This is a genomic window from Candidatus Mycobacterium methanotrophicum, assembly GCF_023515995.1.
GTDB classification, from domain to species: domain Bacteria; phylum Actinomycetota; class Actinomycetes; order Mycobacteriales; family Mycobacteriaceae; genus Mycobacterium; species Mycobacterium methanotrophicum.
Genome location: NZ_CP097320.1, coordinates 1,595,557 through 1,611,886, shown reverse-complemented (window position 1 = coordinate 1,611,886; position 16,330 = coordinate 1,595,557). Strand labels below are relative to the sequence as shown.

Below are 16,330 nucleotides of genomic sequence, written 5' to 3'. Positions count from 1 at the left end.
CGCGGGCGCGGCCTTCATTGAGATTGCGTCCAGGGTTGTGATTTCTCGAAAATCCACAACCCTGCACGCAATCTCAATCGTCAATCTGAATCGTCAAGAGCTGAACAACCCGACCGTAGTTGCGGTCGCGATGGCCGTAGTCTCGATCGTTCGCGCTGCCTGCGCCGCCGGTGTCGTGGACGGCAGGTTCAACGGCTTGCTCAGCGCATACAGCTGAAAGCGGTAGTGGTGCACGCCGGTGCCGGCCGGCGGGCACGGCCCGAGATACTCCGCCTTGCCACTGGAGTTCGGGCTGACGCTCGCTCCCCCAGGCAGTGCCCCTTCGCCGATTTCGGTGGTCGCGGGCGGGATGCCGGCGACCACCCAGTGGACATATAGCCCGGCGGGGGCGTCGGGGTCATCGACCACCAGGGCCAGCGAGTGCGTGCCAGTCGGCACGTTCTCCCAGCGCAGCGGCGGAGCCACGTTGCGGCCCTTACAGGAGTACTCGACCGGGATCGGGGTGTTGTCAGCGAACGCCGGGCTGGCGAGGGCGAAATTCCCCGGTGTGGCTGGCGGCGGTGATGCCGTCGTCATCGCGGCTCCAGTGCTGGTAGAAGCGGGTTTCTGTGCCGGGTTCACGTTGGCGCCGCCGCACGCGGGGACGGCGAAGAAGATCAGCGCCGCAGCGGCCAGTGCCAGTCTCATGGACGCGGGTATACCCGCTCGCCGGGAGACCGTCACGCATCCCGCGGCTGTCCCGTCTGACTGGTATGACACAGAAAACCCGCATCGAACCCCTGCCCCCGAAGAGGGCGAACCTGCTGGTCCGCGTCATGTACCGGGTCGCCAAGCGGCGCTTCGGCGAAGTTCCCGAGCCCTTCGCGGTGACCGCGCATCATCCGCGGCTTTCTCATCGTTTCGGTGACGCCACCGGGCACGCCCTCTCTCCAATCCGCACTCGACTCGAATGACTTAAGAGCGGCCAGCACCCGAGGGAGACCCGGTGAACTTCTCGGGATTGGCGATATCCCATAGCGCACAGACCTTTCCGTCACGCACTGTCATCGCCGTGATCCGCGGCAGCATCTCGCGGTACCCGCCACTCGCGGCACAGCCGGCCGTGTAGACGCCGAGTTCGCCATTGACCAACGCCAGCTGCGACTCTGAAAACATCGACGGGCCATAGCGTTGGGCAAGGCCGAGCATGAACCGGCCCACCTTGTCCGCCCCGTGGATCACCTGAACTGCCGTGGGCGCCTTGCCATCCGAATCGCCGGTGAAGGCCACGTCGGGATGCAACAGCGCCACCACGGCTTCCAGGTCACCGACGGCCATGGCGGCCAGCAGCCGGCCGACCACCTCGTTGTGCGACGGATCGGGTTTCGGCGGCGGCGGCCTTGCGGGCCCGCGACGCCAGCTGGCGGGCGGTGGACTCGCTGGTTCCGAGCACGTCGGCCACTTGCCCGAAGGGGACGGCGAATCCGTCGTGCAGCACGAACGCGACCCGCTGATCCGGCGACAGTCGCTCCAGCACCACCATCGCCGCGAACCGGGCGTCCTCGCTCGCCACCACGGCAGAGAGGGGATCGGCCCCATCGAATCCGGTCACCACCGGCTCGGGCAGCCAATTGCCGGTGTAGGTTTCGCGCCGATGCGCGGCCGACCGCAATCTGTCCAGACCCAGCCTGCTCACCACCGTGGTCAACCAGGCCCGCAAATCGACCACATCGTCGCGGCTTTCGGCCGCGTGCCAGCGCAGCCAGGCATCCTGGACGATGTCCTCGGCATCAGCCACGGTGCCGGTCAACCGATAGGCGACCGACATGAGATGCGGCCGCAACGCCTCGAATTCGCTGACCTGCTGCGCTGCAGCCATATCGCGAGCCTAGCGTGGCGACGGCGAGCGCCGGAACGGCGCGAGTGAGGAGCCGCGCCATCAGACCTAAGCGTTACGCTCACCTGGAACATGACAAACCACCTCTGGCTGCACTTCGCCCGCCATGGCCCGGACATCACGCCGCCGATCATCACTCGCGGCGAGGGCGTCATCATCTTCGACGACCGGGGCAAGAGCTACCTCGACGGGTTATCCGGCCTGTTCACTGTGCAAGTCGGCCACGGCCGTACCGAACTCGCCGAGGTCGCCGCCCGCCAGGCGAGCACTCTGGCGTTCTTCCCGCTATGGGGATACGCCACCCCCACCGCGATCGAGCTTGCCGAGCGCCTCACGCACTACACGCCGGGCGACTTGAACCGGGTGTTCTTCACCACCGGCGGCACCGAAGCCGTCGAGACGGCGTGGAAAGTGGCCAAGCAGTACTTCAAGCTGACCGGCAAACCCGGTAAGCACAAAGTGATTTCGCGATCGATCGCCTACCACGGCACCACCCACGGCGCGCTGGCCATCACCGGGCTGCCGCGCTATAAGGCGCCGTTCGAACCCGTGACGCCCGGCGGCTTCCGGGTGCCCAACACGAACTTCTACCGCGCCCCGGAACCTTTCAGAGCAGGTGAGCACGCCGACGCCAAGGCGTTCGGGCAATGGGCTGCCGACCGTATCGCCGAGGCAATCGAGTTCGAAGGACCCGAGACGGTCGCCGCGGTTTTCCTGGAACCGGTGCAGAACGCCGGCGGCAGCATCCCGCCTCCCCCAGGCTATTTCGAACGGGTGCGCCAGATCTGCGACTCCTACGACGTGCTGCTGGTCTCCGACGAGGTGATCTGCGCGTTCGGCCGGATCGGGTCGATGTTCGCCTGCGACGACTTCGGCTACGTGCCCGACATAATCACCTGCGCCAAGGGCATGACGTCGGGCTACTCCCCGATCGGCGCGATGATCGCCAGCGAGCGGTTGTTCGAGCCGTTCAACGACGGCAACACGATGTTCCCGCACGGCTACACATTCGGCGGGCACCCGGTATCGGCCGCGGTCGCGCTGGCCAACCTCGACATCTTCGAACGCGAGGGCCTCAACGACCACGTCAAAAGCCACGCCCCGCGCTTCCGCGCCACCCTGGAAAAGCTGTACGACCTGCCCATCGTCGGCGATGTGCGCGGCGAGGGGTACTTCTACGGCGTGGAACTGGTCAAGGACAAGGCGACCAAGCAAACCTTCACCGACACCGAACGCCGCGCGCTTCTCGGCTACGTGTCGTCGGCCCTCTTTGAGGCCGGGCTGTACTGCCGCACCGACGACCGCGGCGATTCCGTCATCCAGTTGGCGCCGCCGCTGATCAGCGGCCACGCCGAGTTCGACACCATCGAAACCATTTTGCGCGGCGTGCTGACTGATATTGGGAGCCAGTTGTGACCAAACCAGCCATCGACCCCGTCCGGTGGCAGCCACCGCCGTCACGGCCATTGCCCGAACCCGATCTCACCGCGACGCTGCACGTCGTCGCGGTACCGGGCAACGCGCCCGAAGACGTCGTCGCCGACGCCGAGGGCAACATCTGGACCGGCGTCGACGACGGCCGCATCATCCGGATCAGCGCCGACGGCAGCTCCACCGAGGTGCTCACCAACACCGGCGGCCGGCCACTGGGCTTGGCGGTCGCGCGCGACGGCCGGCTGCTGATCTGCGACAGCCACCGCGGCCTGCTGCGATACGACCCTGCCACCGCAACACTGGAGACGCTGGTCGCCGAGGTTGCCGGGCGGAAGCTGACCTTCTGTTCCAATGTCGTCGAATCATCGGATGGCACACTCTTTTTCACCGAGTCCACCAGCCGGTTCCACTACGAGTACTACAAGGGTGCGGTGGTCGAAGGACGCGCCACCGGGTCGCTGTTCCGGCGTGATCCCGACGGCACCGTGAGCATCCTGGCGTCGCGTCTGCGCTTCGCCAACGGCGTGACGCTGACCGTCGACGAGTCGGCGGTGGTGTTCGCCGAGACAACCGGCTGCCGGCTGTCCAAGTACTGGCTCACCGGAAGCCGGGCCGGCTCGACCACTGCGCTGGTCACCGATCTGCCCGGTTACCCCGACAACATCTCCACCGGCCGCGACGGGCGGATCTGGGTCGCTATGGTCTCGGAGCGCAACCGGCTCAGCGAATGGTTGTGCCCCCGCGCGCCGGCCATCCGTTCGCTGTTGTGGCGGCTGCCTTATCGCTGGCTACCGGACCCGAAGCCGCTGGTGTGGGTGATCGGGTTCGACCCGGACGACGGCCGCGTCGTAACGCAGCTTCGCACCCAGCATCCAGACTTCGGTCTGGTCACCGGCGTGGTGGAAACACCCGGACGGCTGTGGCTGGGCCGCATCGGCGGCCCCGGGGTCGGCTACCTGGATTTGTAACTTCTGCAACACCAGTCACAGCGCGGCTACCGCGAATCGGGCCGATGATCGCCTAATCTGCACAGACGATGGGCTTCCTACGTACGGCGTCATGCCAGGCAGCGGCGGCTTTCATGGTCTGGGCGTCCGCTGTGTTCGGCATGCCGGTTGCGCTCGCCGAGCCCGCTGCCGGGTCCGGCCCCCCTCGCGACACCTGCCCGTATAAGGTGGCCACTCCGCCGGCGGTGGACTCGTCGGAAGTGCCGCAGGCCGGCGATCCGCCGCTGCCGCTGCCGGTGCCGGCGTCGCCGATCGGCGGTAACGCGCTGGGTGGCTGCGGTGTGGTCACGGCAGCCGACACCCCACCGGTGCCCGGCGACATTTCTGCCGAGGCCTGGGTGGTCGCCGACCTGGACAGCGGCGCGATCATCGCCGCGCGCGATCCGCATGGCCGTCACCGGCCGGCCAGCGTCATCAAGGTGCTCGTCGCGACGGCGTCGCTGCGCGAGCTCAACCTCAATAAGATCGTCGACGGCACGCCTGAGGATGCCGGCGCGGAGGGCACCCGGGTCGGCGTTGCCCCGGGTGGCACCTACACCGTCAACCAGTTGCTGCACGGGCTGTTGATGCACTCAGGCAACGACGCGGCGCATGCGCTGGCGATGCAGTTGGGCGGCATGCAGGTCGCGGTGGAGAAGATCAACGCGCTGGCGGGCAAGCTCGGCGGCCGCGACACCCGCGTTGCGACGCCGTCGGGGCTCGATGGGCCCGGTATGAGCACATCGGCCTACGACATCGGGCTGTTCTACCGATATGCCTGGCAGAACCCAACTTTCGCTGACATCGTCAGTACCCGGACGTTCGATTTTCCCGGGCACGCCGACCATCCCGGCTATCAGCTGGAAAACGACAACCAGCTGCTCTACCACTATCCGGGCGCGCTGGGCGGCAAGACGGGATACACCGACGACGCGGGCCAGACGTTCGTGGGTGCGGCCAATCACGACGGGCGCCGACTGATGGCGGTGCTGTTGCACGGCACCCGGCTGCCGATTGCGCCGTGGGAGCAGGCCGCACATCTGCTGGACTACGGCTTTGCGACCGCGCCGGGAACTCGGGTGGGCACGCTGATCGAGCCCGATCCGGCGTTGGCGGCGGCTAAATCCCCCACGGGCGGTGACGCGGGTGCTTCGACGAATGCCGCCGCAATTGTGCCGTCCGCCGATGCGCTGCCGGTCCGAGTCGGTGTGGCGGTGATCGGCACCGTGATCGTGCTCGGGCTGATCATGGCCGCTCGCTCGATGAACCGCCGGCCGCAGAACTAAGTCGGCAGGAGTTCGGCGATCAGAGCGCGAACGCGTTCGGCGATGTCGTCACGGATGAGGCGAACGGTGTCGAGCGGTTGGCCTGCCGGGTCGTCGAGTTTCCAATCGCGGTAGGACACTCCGGGATAGTAGGGGCAGGTGTCGCCGCAGCCCATGGTGATCACGACGTCGCTGGTCTCCACCGCCTCGGGAGTCACGACCTTGGGCACCTCAGCGGTGATATCGATCCCGAGTTCAGCCATCGCCGTCGCGGCGGCCGGGTTGATCTGGTCGCCGGGTTCGGTTCCCCCCGAACGGACTTCGATTCGATCACCGGCGAGATGGGCCAGTAGCGCGGCGGCCATCTGGGAACGGCCGGCGTTATGCACGCAGACGAACAGCACGCTGGGCCTGGCGCTCATTGCGGCGAGAATAGGCGTGGTCGCAAGGCCAAGGACACGTAGACCAATGCGACCAGCACGGGGACCTCGATCAGGGGCCCGACGACGCCGGCCAGAGCTTGGCCGGAAGCGGCACCGTAGGTGGCGATCGCCACGGCGATGGCCAGTTCGAAGTTGTTGCCGGCGGCGGTGAATGCCAGGGTGGTGGTGCGTCCGTATCCCAAGCCGAGTGCGGCGCCCAGAAGGTACCCGCCGATCCACATGATCGCGAAGTAGGCCAGAAGTGGCAGAGCAATGCGTGCGACGTCCCATGGCCGGGCGGTGATCTGGTCGCCTTGGAGAGCGAACAGCATCACGATCGTGAACAGCAGCCCGTAAAGTGCCCAGGGCCCGATCTTGGGCAGGTAGCGGCTCTCATACCAGTTGCGGCCCTTGACTTTTTCGCCCCATTGGCGGGAAAGATATCCGGCGGCCAGCGGGACGCCGAGGAAGATGAGGACGGATTTGGCGATCTGCCAAGGCGAGGTCGCGATGGTGGTTTGGGTCCGATCGAGTTCAGCGCGACCAGCACGGCGGCGGCTTCGCGGTCTCCGCTGGCCAGGTCGTTCCAGATGATCACCATGGCGATGCAGCGGGCCAGGCCGACGATGATCAGCCTGGTGCGGTATTCGGGCAGGTCGGGCAGCATCAGCCAGGCCAGCGTGAACATCACCGCGGGGCCGAGCACCCAGTTGAGCAGCAGCGAGCTGACCAGCAGGCGCCGGTCGTTGGTGACCGTGTCGAGCCGGTCGTAGCGGACCTTGGCCAGCACCGGATACATCATGATCAGCAGTCCCAGTGCGATGGGCAGCGAGATCCCGTCGATCTGCACTTTTTGCAGCGCGGTGTTGAAGCCGGGCAGCCCGCGTCCCAACAGCAACCCGGCGACCATGGCGACCGCGATCCAGACCGGCAACAACCGATCCAACATAGGAAGCCTTGCCACAGTGGAGGTTTCAGCAGAGCTGGCGGGGATGGTGTCAGTCATCGGACAATTCCGTTCGGGGGGCGATCGTAGTGGGGCATCGGCAACACGATGTCGCGGACGCCGTGGTGTCGGCGGACTCCGCATTCGCGCCGCAACATACACCTGAGCAGTCCTGGCCAGGTTGACCAGGACTGCTGCCGAGGGTTTCGGAATCGGCGAGCACGGTGTAGACCTCCCGGCGCACACTGCTGGGTCCGGTTACCCATGCCTTGTCCTGGGTCGCAAAACAGCAGGTGGCGCCGATCTCCTCCGCGGTGAACATTTCGGCCTCGGTCAGCCGGGCGATCTCGGTGTGCACCACCTCGCTGGACTCGACCGCGACCCCGAGATGGTTCAGCGTGCCACGTGGCCCAGCATGCCGACCTTTTCGATATATGTCAACGCATGTGGCAGGATGGTGCGATGCCGAAAGCGCTGCCGGTGATCGATACGACCACGCCGGTGTGTTGTGCACCGGTGGCCGCAGGACCGATGAGTGATGCCGACGCATTGCAGGTCGCGGTGCGGTTGAAGGCCCTTGCCGATCCGGTGCGGGTAAAGATTGTGTCGCAGCTGTTCAGCTCGCCCGCCGGAGAAGAGATTTCCGGACAGCTAGCGGCCGTGCTTAATTTGAGTGAGTCCACGGTCAGTCATCATCTGACCCAGCTGCGCAAGGCCGGCCTGGTGGTCTCGGATCGCCGCGGGATGAACGTGTTTCACAGGGTCCGCCCGGACGCGTTACAGGCGCTTTGCACGGCGCTGGACCCCAGCTGCTGCACGTAGTCGAAGGGATGGCCGGCATGCCGCTGATCGCCGCGGGCACTGTCGCGCTAGAAGACGGCCTCTGCCGCCCGGGTTGGGTGCAAACCTCGGGTGAACGCATCGCAGCGTGCGGGTCGGGGCTTCCGCCGCGCCCGGCCGACGTCGATATGCCTGACGCGCTGGTGGCGCCCGGGTTTGTCGACATCCATGCGCATGGTGGGGGCGGCGCGTCCTACACCGATGGCAGCGACGCAGACGTCCTGCGCGCAGCCATGTTTCACCGCAGGCACGGCACCACCACCACATTGGCCAGTCTGGTCACGGCGTCGCCGGCCGACCTGCTCACCGCGGTACGTGCGCTTGCCGATTCGACCCATGCGGGCGTCGTCGCCGGTATCCATTTGGAGGGGCCATGGCTGAGCGCGGCGCACTGCGGGGCGCACGATCCGCGGCAACTGCGCGACCCTGACCTTGATGAGATCGACGCCCTGTTGGCCGTCGGAGGCGACGCGATCCGGATGGTCACCCTGGCACCGGAACGCACCGGAAGCGACGATGCGATTTCCCGCTTCGTCGACGCCGGCGTGCTTGTCGCCGTTGGACATACCGATGCCACCTACGAGCAGACCCGCCATGCCATCGAGCTCGGCGCGACCGTAGGCACCCACCTGTTCAACGCGATGCGGCCGCTGCATCACCGCGAACCCGGCCCGGCGCTGGCGCTGTTGGAGGATGCCCGGGTGATCGTCGAGTTGATCGCCGACGGCGTGCACGTCCACCCCGCGATGCAACGCGCGGTGATCGCGGCCGCGGGAGCCGACCGGGTGGCCCTGGTCACCGATGCCACCGCGGCGGCGGGATTGGGCGACGGCGAATTTCGGCTCGGCACACTGCAGATCGATGTCGTCGAGCAGGTGGCACGTGTGCGTGGGACGTCGACGATCGCCGGAAGCACCGCGACGATGGACCAGCTCTTCCGCGCTGCAGCCGGTCTCGGCACGGACCGCGACGCGGCGCTGACCGCTGCGGTGCAGATGACCTCGACGACGCCGGCCCGAGCGCTCGGTCTCGGCAATGCCGGGAGCTTGCGCGCCGGTGCCGACGCCGATCTTGTTGTGCTGGATCGGGATCTACGGGTCACCGGCGTGATGGCCGATGGCGAATGGCTGGTCGGCGGTTAGCGTTTACGCGCTCGGCGTCCAGGCCGAGAGTCGCGGGAGCCGGCCGCGACGTTTTCCCGGTAGTTGACGTAGTCGCCACCGCAGCCCTCGGCGCCGCGACTATCCGCTAAGCACCGGGCGCCGATATCACCGGATCGCCGGCTAGCCCGCTGCCTCATCGGTCTGCTCAGCCCGGCCGAAGAGGAAGGGATAGGCAATGCCGGCGATCGCCCCACCGATCAGCGGAGCAAGCCAGAACACCCACAGCTGCGCGGGAGCGCCGTTGCCGTTGAAGAATGCCACAGCGGTGGAACGCGCGGGGTTGATCGACGCGTTGGAGATCGGGATCGCCACCAGGTTAGCCAGCGCTAGAGCGAACCCGATGGACACGCCGGCGAAGCCCTTAGGCGCCCGATCGTCCGTCGAGCCGAGGATGACGAACAGGAAAATCGCTGTCAGGACGATTTCGGCAAGAATCACCGCGCCCAGCGAGTAGTACCCGGGTGAGTGTTCGGCATACCCGTTGGCCGCCATGTTCCCGGTCGCGCTGAATCCGGCCTTGCCGCCGGCGATGTAGTAGATCACCAGCCCCGCCAGCACGCCGCCGATCACCTGAACAATCCAATACGCCGGCAGTACTTTCCATTCCACGCGGCGCGCCAATGCGGCGCCCAGCGTCACGGCGGGGTTGAAATGCCCGCCGGAAATGGCTCCGAACGCGTATACGCCTGTGAGCACGGTCAGACCGAACGCGAGTGATACACCCAGATAGCCGATACCCACGGGATAGTGACCCGAGTACACTTTCGCCGCGAAAACCGCGCTGCCGCAGCCGCCGAGCACCAGCCAGAAGGTGCCGATGCTTTCCGCTGCCAATTTATGGAACAGATTTGGTGCTGACATCGCCTACCCGCCTTTGCGTAGAGCAACTATTCGTGCTCATGAGAGTGACACGGCTGAGCGCCGAAGCGCCCTGTCGTGGCCAAATCGTTTCGGCACCGAGAGGATTACGAACCCGAAACTATTCTCTCTTGTGTCGAACAAGTCGGGAAAGGCCGAGTGCCCCAGCGGCTCCTATTGCTGCAGCGGTCAACGCCTGTCGCGCTTTGATACCTTCGTTGAGCTGTACACGAGTGGCGATGACCGCCGGCGCCGGCGGTTGCACCGGTGCCGCGCGCGAAGTTTCCGGAGACGTCGCCGCCCACGCAGTGGCGAATAGCAGCAGCCGAGCGGTGATGTACGCGAACACCATCAAGCCCAGCACCGGCCCGAACGTCGCGCCCGCGGGACTGCGCAACACGGACTTCAGGTAAATCGATGCGAGCAACTTGAACAGTTCGAAACCGATCGCGGCGAGCCATGCGGCCCGAATTGACGTGGCGTAGTCGACTGGCTCTCTGGGCAATCGGGCGATCATCCAGCTGAACACCAACCACGACAACAGCACTGACACCAGTATCGACACCCCGTGAAGGATTGCGTCCAGCAGTGGCGCGTTGTTAATGCGCAGCCATGCCAATATCTTGCCGGTCGGGGTCGCGTCGGCGAGTGTGCTCAGCGCCAGGGTCGCCACGATCGCCGCGAACGACGACATCATCGCCGCCAGGTCGGAGAGTTTGGTGCGGACGAATCCCGGGGAATGTCCGCGCTGTTCCCACATCTCGCTCAGGGCTACCCGCAGGTTGGCCATCCAGGTCAGCCCGACCCACGCCGCGGTGATCAGCCCGATGATGCCGACTGCTGCGCGCGAATTGATCGCCGAGTGCATCAGGTCGATGACTTGCTGCCCCAGCGGGCCGGGCACGGCGGTCCTGACCTTGCTGTCGATTCTGGTCAGCATGTCGGGCCGGCGCGACAGAATGAATCCGCCGACACCGAAACAGACCATCAGCAAAGGAAACAACGCGAAAATCGTGTAGTAGGTCAGGCCAGCGGCGAAGTAGTTGCCTTTGCGTTCGTTGAATCGCCGATTGGCCCGCATCGCGTGGTCGAACCATCCGAACCGCGCCCGCAACCGATCCAGGATCCCTGGTTTGGCCGGCTCACTCATGACAATTCGCTAGGGACATTTCGGCAGGAACCCGAGCCGGTCGTAGACCCGGTCGACCGTTTTTGTGGCGACATCCTCGGCCCGTGCCGCACCGGCAGCCAGGACAGCCTCCAATTCGGCTGGGTCCGCGAGTAACTCGTCGACCCGCGCTTTGATCGGGGTCACGAATTCGACGACCGCCTCGGCCGTGTCCTTCTTCAGATCGCCGTAGCCGCGTCCCGCATAGCCTTGAACCAAGGCATCGACCTCCACGCCGGTAACGGCGGATTGAATGCTCAGCAAGTTCGACACACCGGGTTTGGCGTCCGGGTCGAATCGGATGTCGCGTTCGCTGTCTGTCACAGCGGAGCGAATCTTCTTGGCGGACACGGCCGGGGCGTCGAGCAGACTGATCACCCCGGCGTCGGTGGCTGCCGACTTACTCATCTTCGAGGTCGGCTCCTGCAAATCGTAGATCTTCGCGGTGACCTTCGGGATCAGTAATTCGGGAACGACAAACGTGTCCGGGAACCGGCTGTTGAACCGCTGCGCGACATCACGAGCCAGCTCCAGATGCTGACGCTGGTCTTCACCCACCGGCACCAGTTCGGCGTCGTAGGCCAACACGTCGGCGGCCTGCAATACCGGGTAGGTGAACAAGCCGACCGTGGTCGCGTCGCTGCCCTGACGCAGCGACTTGTCCTTGAACTGCGTCATCCGCGAAGCCTGGCCGAAACCGGTGAAACAGCCCAGCACCCATGCCAGCTGGGTGTGCGCGGGAACCTGGCTCTGCACGAAGACCGTACTGCGGCGGGGGTCGATGCCCAACGCCAGATACTGCGCGGCGGTGGCCAGGGTGCGGCGCCGCAGCACGTCGGGCTCCTGCGGGATGGTGATGGCGTGCAGGTCGACGACACAGAAGAACGCGTCGTAGTCGTCTTGCAACTGGGCCCACTGCGCGACGGCGCCCAGCGCATTTCCCAGGTGCAGCGAGTCTGAGGTGGGCTGCACGCCGGAGAAGACCCGGCGCGATCCGGTGCTGATGCTCATGGTGACTCGATCTTTTCACGCGGACACCGGCCCACACTCCGCATACTTGCAGTACCGCTGGTATCACCTTACTGTCGGCGTCATGCGCCCCGCTCGCCCGCAGTCGCCTCGACCGACGCGCGCGCCCATCCATCTCGGGTCTGGCGAACCGGTCCTGCTGCTGCACCCCTTCTTGATTTCCCAGCTGGTATGGCACAAGGTTGCCCCGCGGTTGGCCGACACCGGCCGCTACGAGGTGTTCGCGCCGACAATGGCTGGTCACAACGGTGGCCCGTACGCCGGCACGTGGTTGCTGAGCTCGTCGGTGTTGGCCGACCATGTCGAGCGCCAACTCGACGAGCTGGGTTGGAGCACCTGCCACATCGTCGGCAACTCGCTGGGCGGCTGGGTGGCCTTCGAACTGGAACGTCGCGGTCGGGCACGCACGGTGACCGGCATCGCGCCGGCCGGCGGATGGACCCGCTGGGCGCCGACCAAGTTCGAAGTGATCGCCAAGTTCGTCTCCGGCATGCCGTTCTGGGCACTGGCACGGTGGTTGGGGCCGCGCGCGCTACACCTGCCCTTCAGCCGTCGGCTCGCCACCTTGCCGGTCAGCGGGTCGCCGGACGGGGTCGGCGAAAGTGAACTCGAGGCGATCGTCGATGACGTGGCGCACTGTCCGGCCTACTTCCGGCTGCTGGTCAAATCGATGCTGTTGCCCGGGCTGCTGGAGCTGGCGCAAACCGCCGTCCCCGCGCACTTGGTGCTCTGTGAAAAGGACCGCGTGTTCCCCGGGCCGCGGTCGCACCGCTACTTCAAGGCCCAACTTCCTGTTGGGACGCGGGTGACCGAGCTCGACGGCGTCGGACACATCCCGATGTTCGAGGCCCCGGAACGAGTCACCGAGGTCATCACCGGCTTCCTCGACGAGCACACCCCGCCGATCCGAGCGGCCGAACCGCCGGCCGTTTAGCTCGGCGAGCAGAGGCAGAATCGCACGATTTCGGGACGACCAGCGGGGCGTGCGATTCTGCGTCTGCTCGCGCTATGAGGCGCTTATGAGGTGAGCGCCTTGTCCAAGTTGTCGGCGATCGCCCCGAGGAATTCCTCACTGGTCTGCCAGCGCTGATCCTCGCCGACCAGCACCGCGAGATCCTTGGTCATCTGCCCGCCTTCGACGGTGGTGACGACGACCTGTTCCAGCTTCTCGGCGAACCCGCTCACCTCGGGTGTGTGGTCCAGCTTGCCGCGGTGCTCGAGCGCACGCGTCCAGGCGAAGATCGTGGCGATCGGATTGGTGGAGGTGGCCTTGCCCTCCTGGTACTGCCGGAAGTGACGGGTGACCGTGCCATGCGCGGCTTCGGCTTCCACGGTCTTGCCGTCGGCGGTCATCAGCACCGACGTCATCAGCCCCAGCGAGCCATAACCCTGGGCGATCGCATCCGACTGCACGTCGCCGTCGTAGTTCTTGCACGCCCACACATAGCCGCCGCCCCACTTCAGCGACGCGGCCACCATGTCGTCGATCAGCCGGTGCTCGTAGGTCAGACCGGCTTCTTCGAACTTGTCCTTGAACTCCTCGTCGTAGACGCGCTGAAACTCATCTTTGAACAGGCCGTCGTAGGCCTTGAGGATGGTGTTCTTCGTCGACAGGTACACCGGGTAGTTCTCTTTGAGCCCGTAGGCGAACGACGCGCGGGCGAAGTCCCGGATCGAATCCGTGAAGTTGTACATCCCCATCACCACGCCGCCGTCTTCGGGCATGGACACCATCTCGTGCACGATCGGCTGGCTGTCGTCGGCCGGGGTGAAGGTCAGTGTGACGGTTCCGGGACGGTCGACCTTGAAGTTCGTCGCGCGATACTGGTCGCCAAAGGCATGACGGCCGATGATAATCGGCTTCTTCCACCCCGGAACCAGCCGCGGAACGTTCGAGATCATGATCGGCTCGCGGAAGATCGTGCCGCCCAGAATGTTTCGGATTGTCCCGTTGGGCGACGACCACATGGTCTTGAGGTTGAACTCCTTGACCCGGGCCTCGTCGGGAGTAATCGTGGCGCACTTGACGCCGACGCCGTGCTTTTTGATCGCGTAGGCCGAGTCGATCGTCACCTGGTCGTCGGTGGCGTCACGGTGCTCGATACCCAGGTCGTAGTAGTCCAGGTCGATGTCGAGGTGCGGAAGGATCAGCATGTCTTTGATCCACTTCCAGATGACCCGCGTCATCTCGTCGCCGTCGAGCTCGACTACCGTGCCCTCGACTTTGATCTTCTGTCCGCAGGACATGAAGTCCACAGTACGACTACCTGGTGGACCCTGCGCCCTGACGCTGTTCGAGGATGGCCAGCGTCCGCTCGGCCCATCGAATGTTCGCTTGTTCGAACGAGATTCCGCGCATCAGCGTCAAGTAGGGGCCCACTCGCTTCGTCTGGGCAAGGTGTTCTTCTTCGTCCCGGCCGTCGAGCATACGAGCTCGCATCCGTTCGTAACGTTGCAGTTTGGCTGTCGCCCGTTGCAGTCGTTCGACCATGAAGTCGCGCACCGCCGGCGCGTTGCCGAAGTCGACGGCCAGCAGCTTGACTGCCAGTTCATCACGGATCACCGACGGTTTCGGCGCCCGAGAGGTGAACTGCTGGATGGCTTCGTAGCCCGCCTCGGTCAGCGAATACAGGCGCTTGTTGGGCCGGCGTTCTTGGTGAACGACGCGGGCGCGGATCAGACCTTGCCCGGCGAGTCGGTCGAGCTCGCGGTACAACTGCTGCGGGGTTGCCATCCAGAAGTTCGCGACCGAGGCGTCGAAGCTCTTGGCCAGGTCGTACCCGCAGGACTCGCCGTCGATGAGGGCGGCCAGCACCGCGTCACGCAGCGACATCGGACGATAGTACAACGACATGAATAGTCAACAAAGTGACTAATCGCTCATAGACATATCGATGGGCAGGCTCTACCGTCAGTTCCGCCTAGCCGACAAATTGACGATTGCGAGGTGTCCGGTGAGTTGCATCCGCGAGACCCATCACAGCAACGACCGCGACCATGCGTTTGTGTTCGAGACAACCGTGGCCGGCAAAAGGTCACCGGATGCGACTTCCCGCACTTCAACGACGCGGGTCTGATCGACGACTTTATGGTCGTGGTGCGGCCGCTGTCGGGAGCGACGGCATTGGCGGACGCGATGGGCGCCCAGTTCGAGCGGATCCAGCAAGAGGCGCTCGAACTGGCCGATCAGTTCACTCGGGCATACAAAGCATAGGAGTACGAGCATGCGGATCGGGTTGGGAATCAACTACGCCGGCGGGTTCAAAGAGGTGGCCGCCGAGGTGGCCGGCCTCGAACGCGCCGGGTTGGACATTGTCTTTGTCCCCGAGGCGTATTCGTTCGACGCCGTCAGCGCGCTGGGCTACCTGGCGGCCAGCACCGAACGGGTTGAGTTGGCGTCGGGCATCCTGCAGCTCTACACCCGGACACCCACGCTGACCGCGATGACGGCCGCCGGTCTCGACTACGTCTCCGACGGCCGGTTCACCCTCGGCCTTGGCGCGTCCGGCCCCCAGGTCATCGAGGGCTTCCACGGCGTGGCCTACGACGCCCCGATCGCCCGCACCCGCGAAGTCGTCGAGATCTGCCGGCAGGTGTGGCGTCGCGAGAGCCTGCAACACCGGGGCAAGCACTACACCATCCCGTTGCCGCCCGAGCACGGCACCGGTTTGGGCAAGCCACTGAAGCTGATCAATCACCCCGTCCGGGAACGCATCCCGATACTGATCGCCGCACTCGGACCTAAGAACGTCGAGCTGGCCGCCGAGATAGCCGAGGGCTGGCAACCGATCTTCTATCTGCCGGAGAAAGCGCAGGATGTGTGGGGCAAGGCGCTGGCCACCGGACGGGCGAAGCGCGATCCCGCGCTGGGCGACCTCGACGTGTTCGCCGGACCGGCACTGGCCATCGGCGAAAACGTCGAACCGCTACGCGAATTCATCAAACCGCACCTGGCGCTCTACATCGGCGGAATGGGCGCCAAGGGCAAGAACTTCTACCACACGCTGGCCACCAGCTACGGCTACGGTCCGCAAGCCGACCGCATCCAGGAGCTCTACCTGGCCGGGGATAAGGAAAGCGCCGCCAAGGCCGTGCCCGACGAACTCGTGCGAGACGTCTCGCTGATCGGCACACCCGCGTTCGTCAAAGAACGTGTCGCGGCGTTCCGGGAGGCGGGCGTGACCACCTTGAACGTGGCGCCAATGGCGGCCACGCCCGCTGAGCGGGTCAAGCTGATCGAGACCCTTCGCAACATCGTCGACTAGGTGCGCCGCGAGCTGGTCGGCGTCGAGATTGCAGTGAGGGTCGTGGTTTTGCCGCCGATCACAGCCATAGGCGCAATC

Annotated in this window: 13 protein-coding genes and 5 pseudogenes; 9 read left to right on the top strand and 9 right to left on the bottom strand. The window is 65.5% G+C overall.

Going from position 1 to position 16,330, the window contains the following annotated elements:
* Positions 1-93 precede the first annotated feature (93 nt).
* Positions 94-687, bottom strand: coding sequence for a YbhB/YbcL family Raf kinase inhibitor-like protein (locus tag M5I08_RS08715; RefSeq protein ID WP_219066784.1), 594 nt, complete (start codon positions 685-687; stop codon positions 94-96).
* A 53-nt stretch (positions 688-740) separates the two neighbouring features.
* Between M5I08_RS08715 and M5I08_RS08710 the strand changes: the two are divergent.
* Positions 741-890, top strand: a pseudogene (locus M5I08_RS08710) (carboxymuconolactone decarboxylase family protein); the annotation flags it as partial.
* A gap of 64 nt (positions 891-954) precedes the next feature.
* Here the strand turns inward: M5I08_RS08710 and M5I08_RS08705 are convergent.
* A pseudogene (locus M5I08_RS08705) lies at positions 955-1,858 on the bottom strand (sigma-70 family RNA polymerase sigma factor).
* Positions 1,859-1,948: 90 nt separating this feature from the next.
* Here M5I08_RS08705 and M5I08_RS08700 point away from each other — a divergent pair.
* The 3 genes from M5I08_RS08700 (at position 1,949) to M5I08_RS08690 (ending at position 5,582) form a co-directional block, all read left to right on the top strand.
* Positions 1,949-3,292 (top strand): aspartate aminotransferase family protein, encoded by a 1,344-nt coding sequence (locus tag M5I08_RS08700; protein WP_219066783.1) that lies wholly within the window; start codon positions 1,949-1,951, stop codon positions 3,290-3,292.
* Entirely contained in the window at positions 3,289-4,278 is a 990-nt protein-coding gene (locus tag M5I08_RS08695) for an SMP-30/gluconolactonase/LRE family protein (protein WP_219066782.1), read from the top strand. The genes M5I08_RS08700 and M5I08_RS08695 overlap by 4 nt, the downstream gene beginning before the upstream one ends.
* A gap of 68 nt (positions 4,279-4,346) precedes the next feature.
* The gene (locus M5I08_RS08690; protein WP_219066781.1) at positions 4,347-5,582 is read left to right on the top strand and encodes a D-alanyl-D-alanine carboxypeptidase family protein; all 1,236 of its coding nucleotides are present in this window, start codon (positions 4,347-4,349) and stop codon (positions 5,580-5,582) included.
* Here M5I08_RS08690 and M5I08_RS08685 read toward each other — a convergent pair.
* A pseudogene (locus tag M5I08_RS08685) lies at positions 5,579-6,989 on the bottom strand (arsenate reductase/protein-tyrosine-phosphatase family protein). The gene M5I08_RS08690 and the pseudogene M5I08_RS08685 overlap by 4 nt on opposite strands.
* Positions 6,982-7,341, bottom strand: a pseudogene (locus M5I08_RS08680) (hypothetical protein); the annotation flags it as partial. The pseudogenes M5I08_RS08685 and M5I08_RS08680, both read right to left, overlap by 8 nt.
* Before the next feature lie 50 nt (positions 7,342-7,391).
* On the opposite strand from M5I08_RS08680, the gene M5I08_RS08675 reads away from it, so the two are divergent.
* Complete coding sequence (locus M5I08_RS08675; protein ID WP_219066779.1) at positions 7,392-7,751, top strand: Rv2640c family ArsR-like transcriptional regulator; 360 nt, start codon at positions 7,392-7,394, stop codon at positions 7,749-7,751.
* A 17-nt stretch (positions 7,752-7,768) separates the two neighbouring features.
* Positions 7,769-8,911: an N-acetylglucosamine-6-phosphate deacetylase gene (nagA, locus tag M5I08_RS08670; RefSeq protein ID WP_219066778.1), complete on the top strand. Its 1,143-nt coding sequence runs from the start codon at positions 7,769-7,771 to the stop codon at positions 8,909-8,911.
* A gap of 141 nt (positions 8,912-9,052) precedes the next feature.
* On the opposite strand, the gene aqpZ is transcribed toward nagA, so the two are convergent.
* From aqpZ to trpS, 3 genes are all read right to left on the bottom strand, one after another.
* Positions 9,053-9,793 (bottom strand): aquaporin Z, encoded by a 741-nt coding sequence (gene aqpZ / locus M5I08_RS08665; protein WP_219066777.1) that lies wholly within the window; start codon positions 9,791-9,793, stop codon positions 9,053-9,055.
* A gap of 118 nt (positions 9,794-9,911) precedes the next feature.
* Complete coding sequence (gene yhjD, locus M5I08_RS08660; RefSeq protein WP_219066776.1) at positions 9,912-10,940, bottom strand: inner membrane protein YhjD; 1,029 nt, start codon at positions 10,938-10,940, stop codon at positions 9,912-9,914.
* A gap of 9 nt (positions 10,941-10,949) precedes the next feature.
* The gene (trpS, locus tag M5I08_RS08655) at positions 10,950-11,969 is read right to left on the bottom strand and encodes a tryptophan--tRNA ligase (RefSeq protein ID WP_219066775.1); all 1,020 of its coding nucleotides are present in this window, start codon (positions 11,967-11,969) and stop codon (positions 10,950-10,952) included.
* A 154-nt stretch (positions 11,970-12,123) separates the two neighbouring features.
* Here trpS and ephH point away from each other — a divergent pair, with 154 nt between their 5' ends.
* Positions 12,124-12,921 carry an epoxide hydrolase EphH gene (gene ephH, locus M5I08_RS08650; RefSeq protein WP_219066831.1) on the top strand — a complete coding sequence of 266 codons (798 nt, stop codon included), beginning with the start codon at positions 12,124-12,126 and terminating at the stop codon, positions 12,919-12,921.
* Positions 12,922-13,004: 83 nt separating this feature from the next.
* Here ephH and M5I08_RS08645 read toward each other — a convergent pair whose 3' ends face one another.
* Both M5I08_RS08645 and M5I08_RS08640 read right to left on the bottom strand, forming a co-directional pair.
* A complete protein-coding gene (locus M5I08_RS08645) occupies positions 13,005-14,234 on the bottom strand; it encodes an NADP-dependent isocitrate dehydrogenase (RefSeq protein ID WP_219066830.1) in 1,230 nt (409 codons plus the stop codon).
* Positions 14,235-14,250: 16 nt separating this feature from the next.
* Complete coding sequence (locus M5I08_RS08640; protein WP_219066774.1) at positions 14,251-14,820, bottom strand: PadR family transcriptional regulator; 570 nt, start codon at positions 14,818-14,820, stop codon at positions 14,251-14,253.
* 133 nt (positions 14,821-14,953) lie between these two features.
* On the opposite strand from M5I08_RS08640, the pseudogene M5I08_RS08635 reads away from it, so the two are divergent.
* Together M5I08_RS08635 and M5I08_RS08630 are read left to right on the top strand one after the other, a co-directional pair.
* Positions 14,954-15,201, top strand: a pseudogene (locus M5I08_RS08635) (nuclear transport factor 2 family protein); the annotation flags it as partial.
* Positions 15,202-15,211: 10 nt separating this feature from the next.
* Positions 15,212-16,252 carry an LLM class F420-dependent oxidoreductase gene (locus tag M5I08_RS08630; RefSeq protein WP_219066773.1) on the top strand — a complete coding sequence of 347 codons (1,041 nt, stop codon included), beginning with the start codon at positions 15,212-15,214 and terminating at the stop codon, positions 16,250-16,252.
* The last annotated feature ends 78 nt before the right edge of the window (positions 16,253-16,330 follow it).

Bases quoted from the DNA above. Each gene is read 5' to 3' on its own strand.
- yhjD (WP_219066776.1), bottom strand. From the start codon at position 10,940: ATGAGTGAGCCGGCCAAACCAGGGATCCTGGATCGGTTGCGGGCGCGG.
- M5I08_RS08640 (WP_219066774.1), bottom strand. From the start codon at position 14,820: ATGTCGCTGCGTGACGCGGTGCTGGCCGCCCTCATCGACGGCGAGTCC.
- nagA (WP_219066778.1), top strand. From the start codon at position 7,769: ATGCCGCTGATCGCCGCGGGCACTGTCGCGCTAGAAGACGGCCTCTGC.
- trpS (WP_219066775.1), bottom strand. From the start codon at position 11,969: ATGAGCATCAGCACCGGATCGCGCCGGGTCTTCTCCGGCGTGCAGCCC.
- M5I08_RS08630 (WP_219066773.1), top strand. From the start codon at position 15,212: ATGCGGATCGGGTTGGGAATCAACTACGCCGGCGGGTTCAAAGAGGTG.
- M5I08_RS08690 (WP_219066781.1), top strand. From the start codon at position 4,347: ATGGGCTTCCTACGTACGGCGTCATGCCAGGCAGCGGCGGCTTTCATG.
- M5I08_RS08675 (WP_219066779.1), top strand. From the start codon at position 7,392: ATGCCGAAAGCGCTGCCGGTGATCGATACGACCACGCCGGTGTGTTGT.
- aqpZ (WP_219066777.1), bottom strand. From the start codon at position 9,793: ATGTCAGCACCAAATCTGTTCCATAAATTGGCAGCGGAAAGCATCGGC.
- M5I08_RS08700 (WP_219066783.1), top strand. From the start codon at position 1,949: ATGACAAACCACCTCTGGCTGCACTTCGCCCGCCATGGCCCGGACATC.
- M5I08_RS08715 (WP_219066784.1), bottom strand. From the start codon at position 687: ATGAGACTGGCACTGGCCGCTGCGGCGCTGATCTTCTTCGCCGTCCCC.
- M5I08_RS08645 (WP_219066830.1), bottom strand. From the start codon at position 14,234: ATGTCCTGCGGACAGAAGATCAAAGTCGAGGGCACGGTAGTCGAGCTC.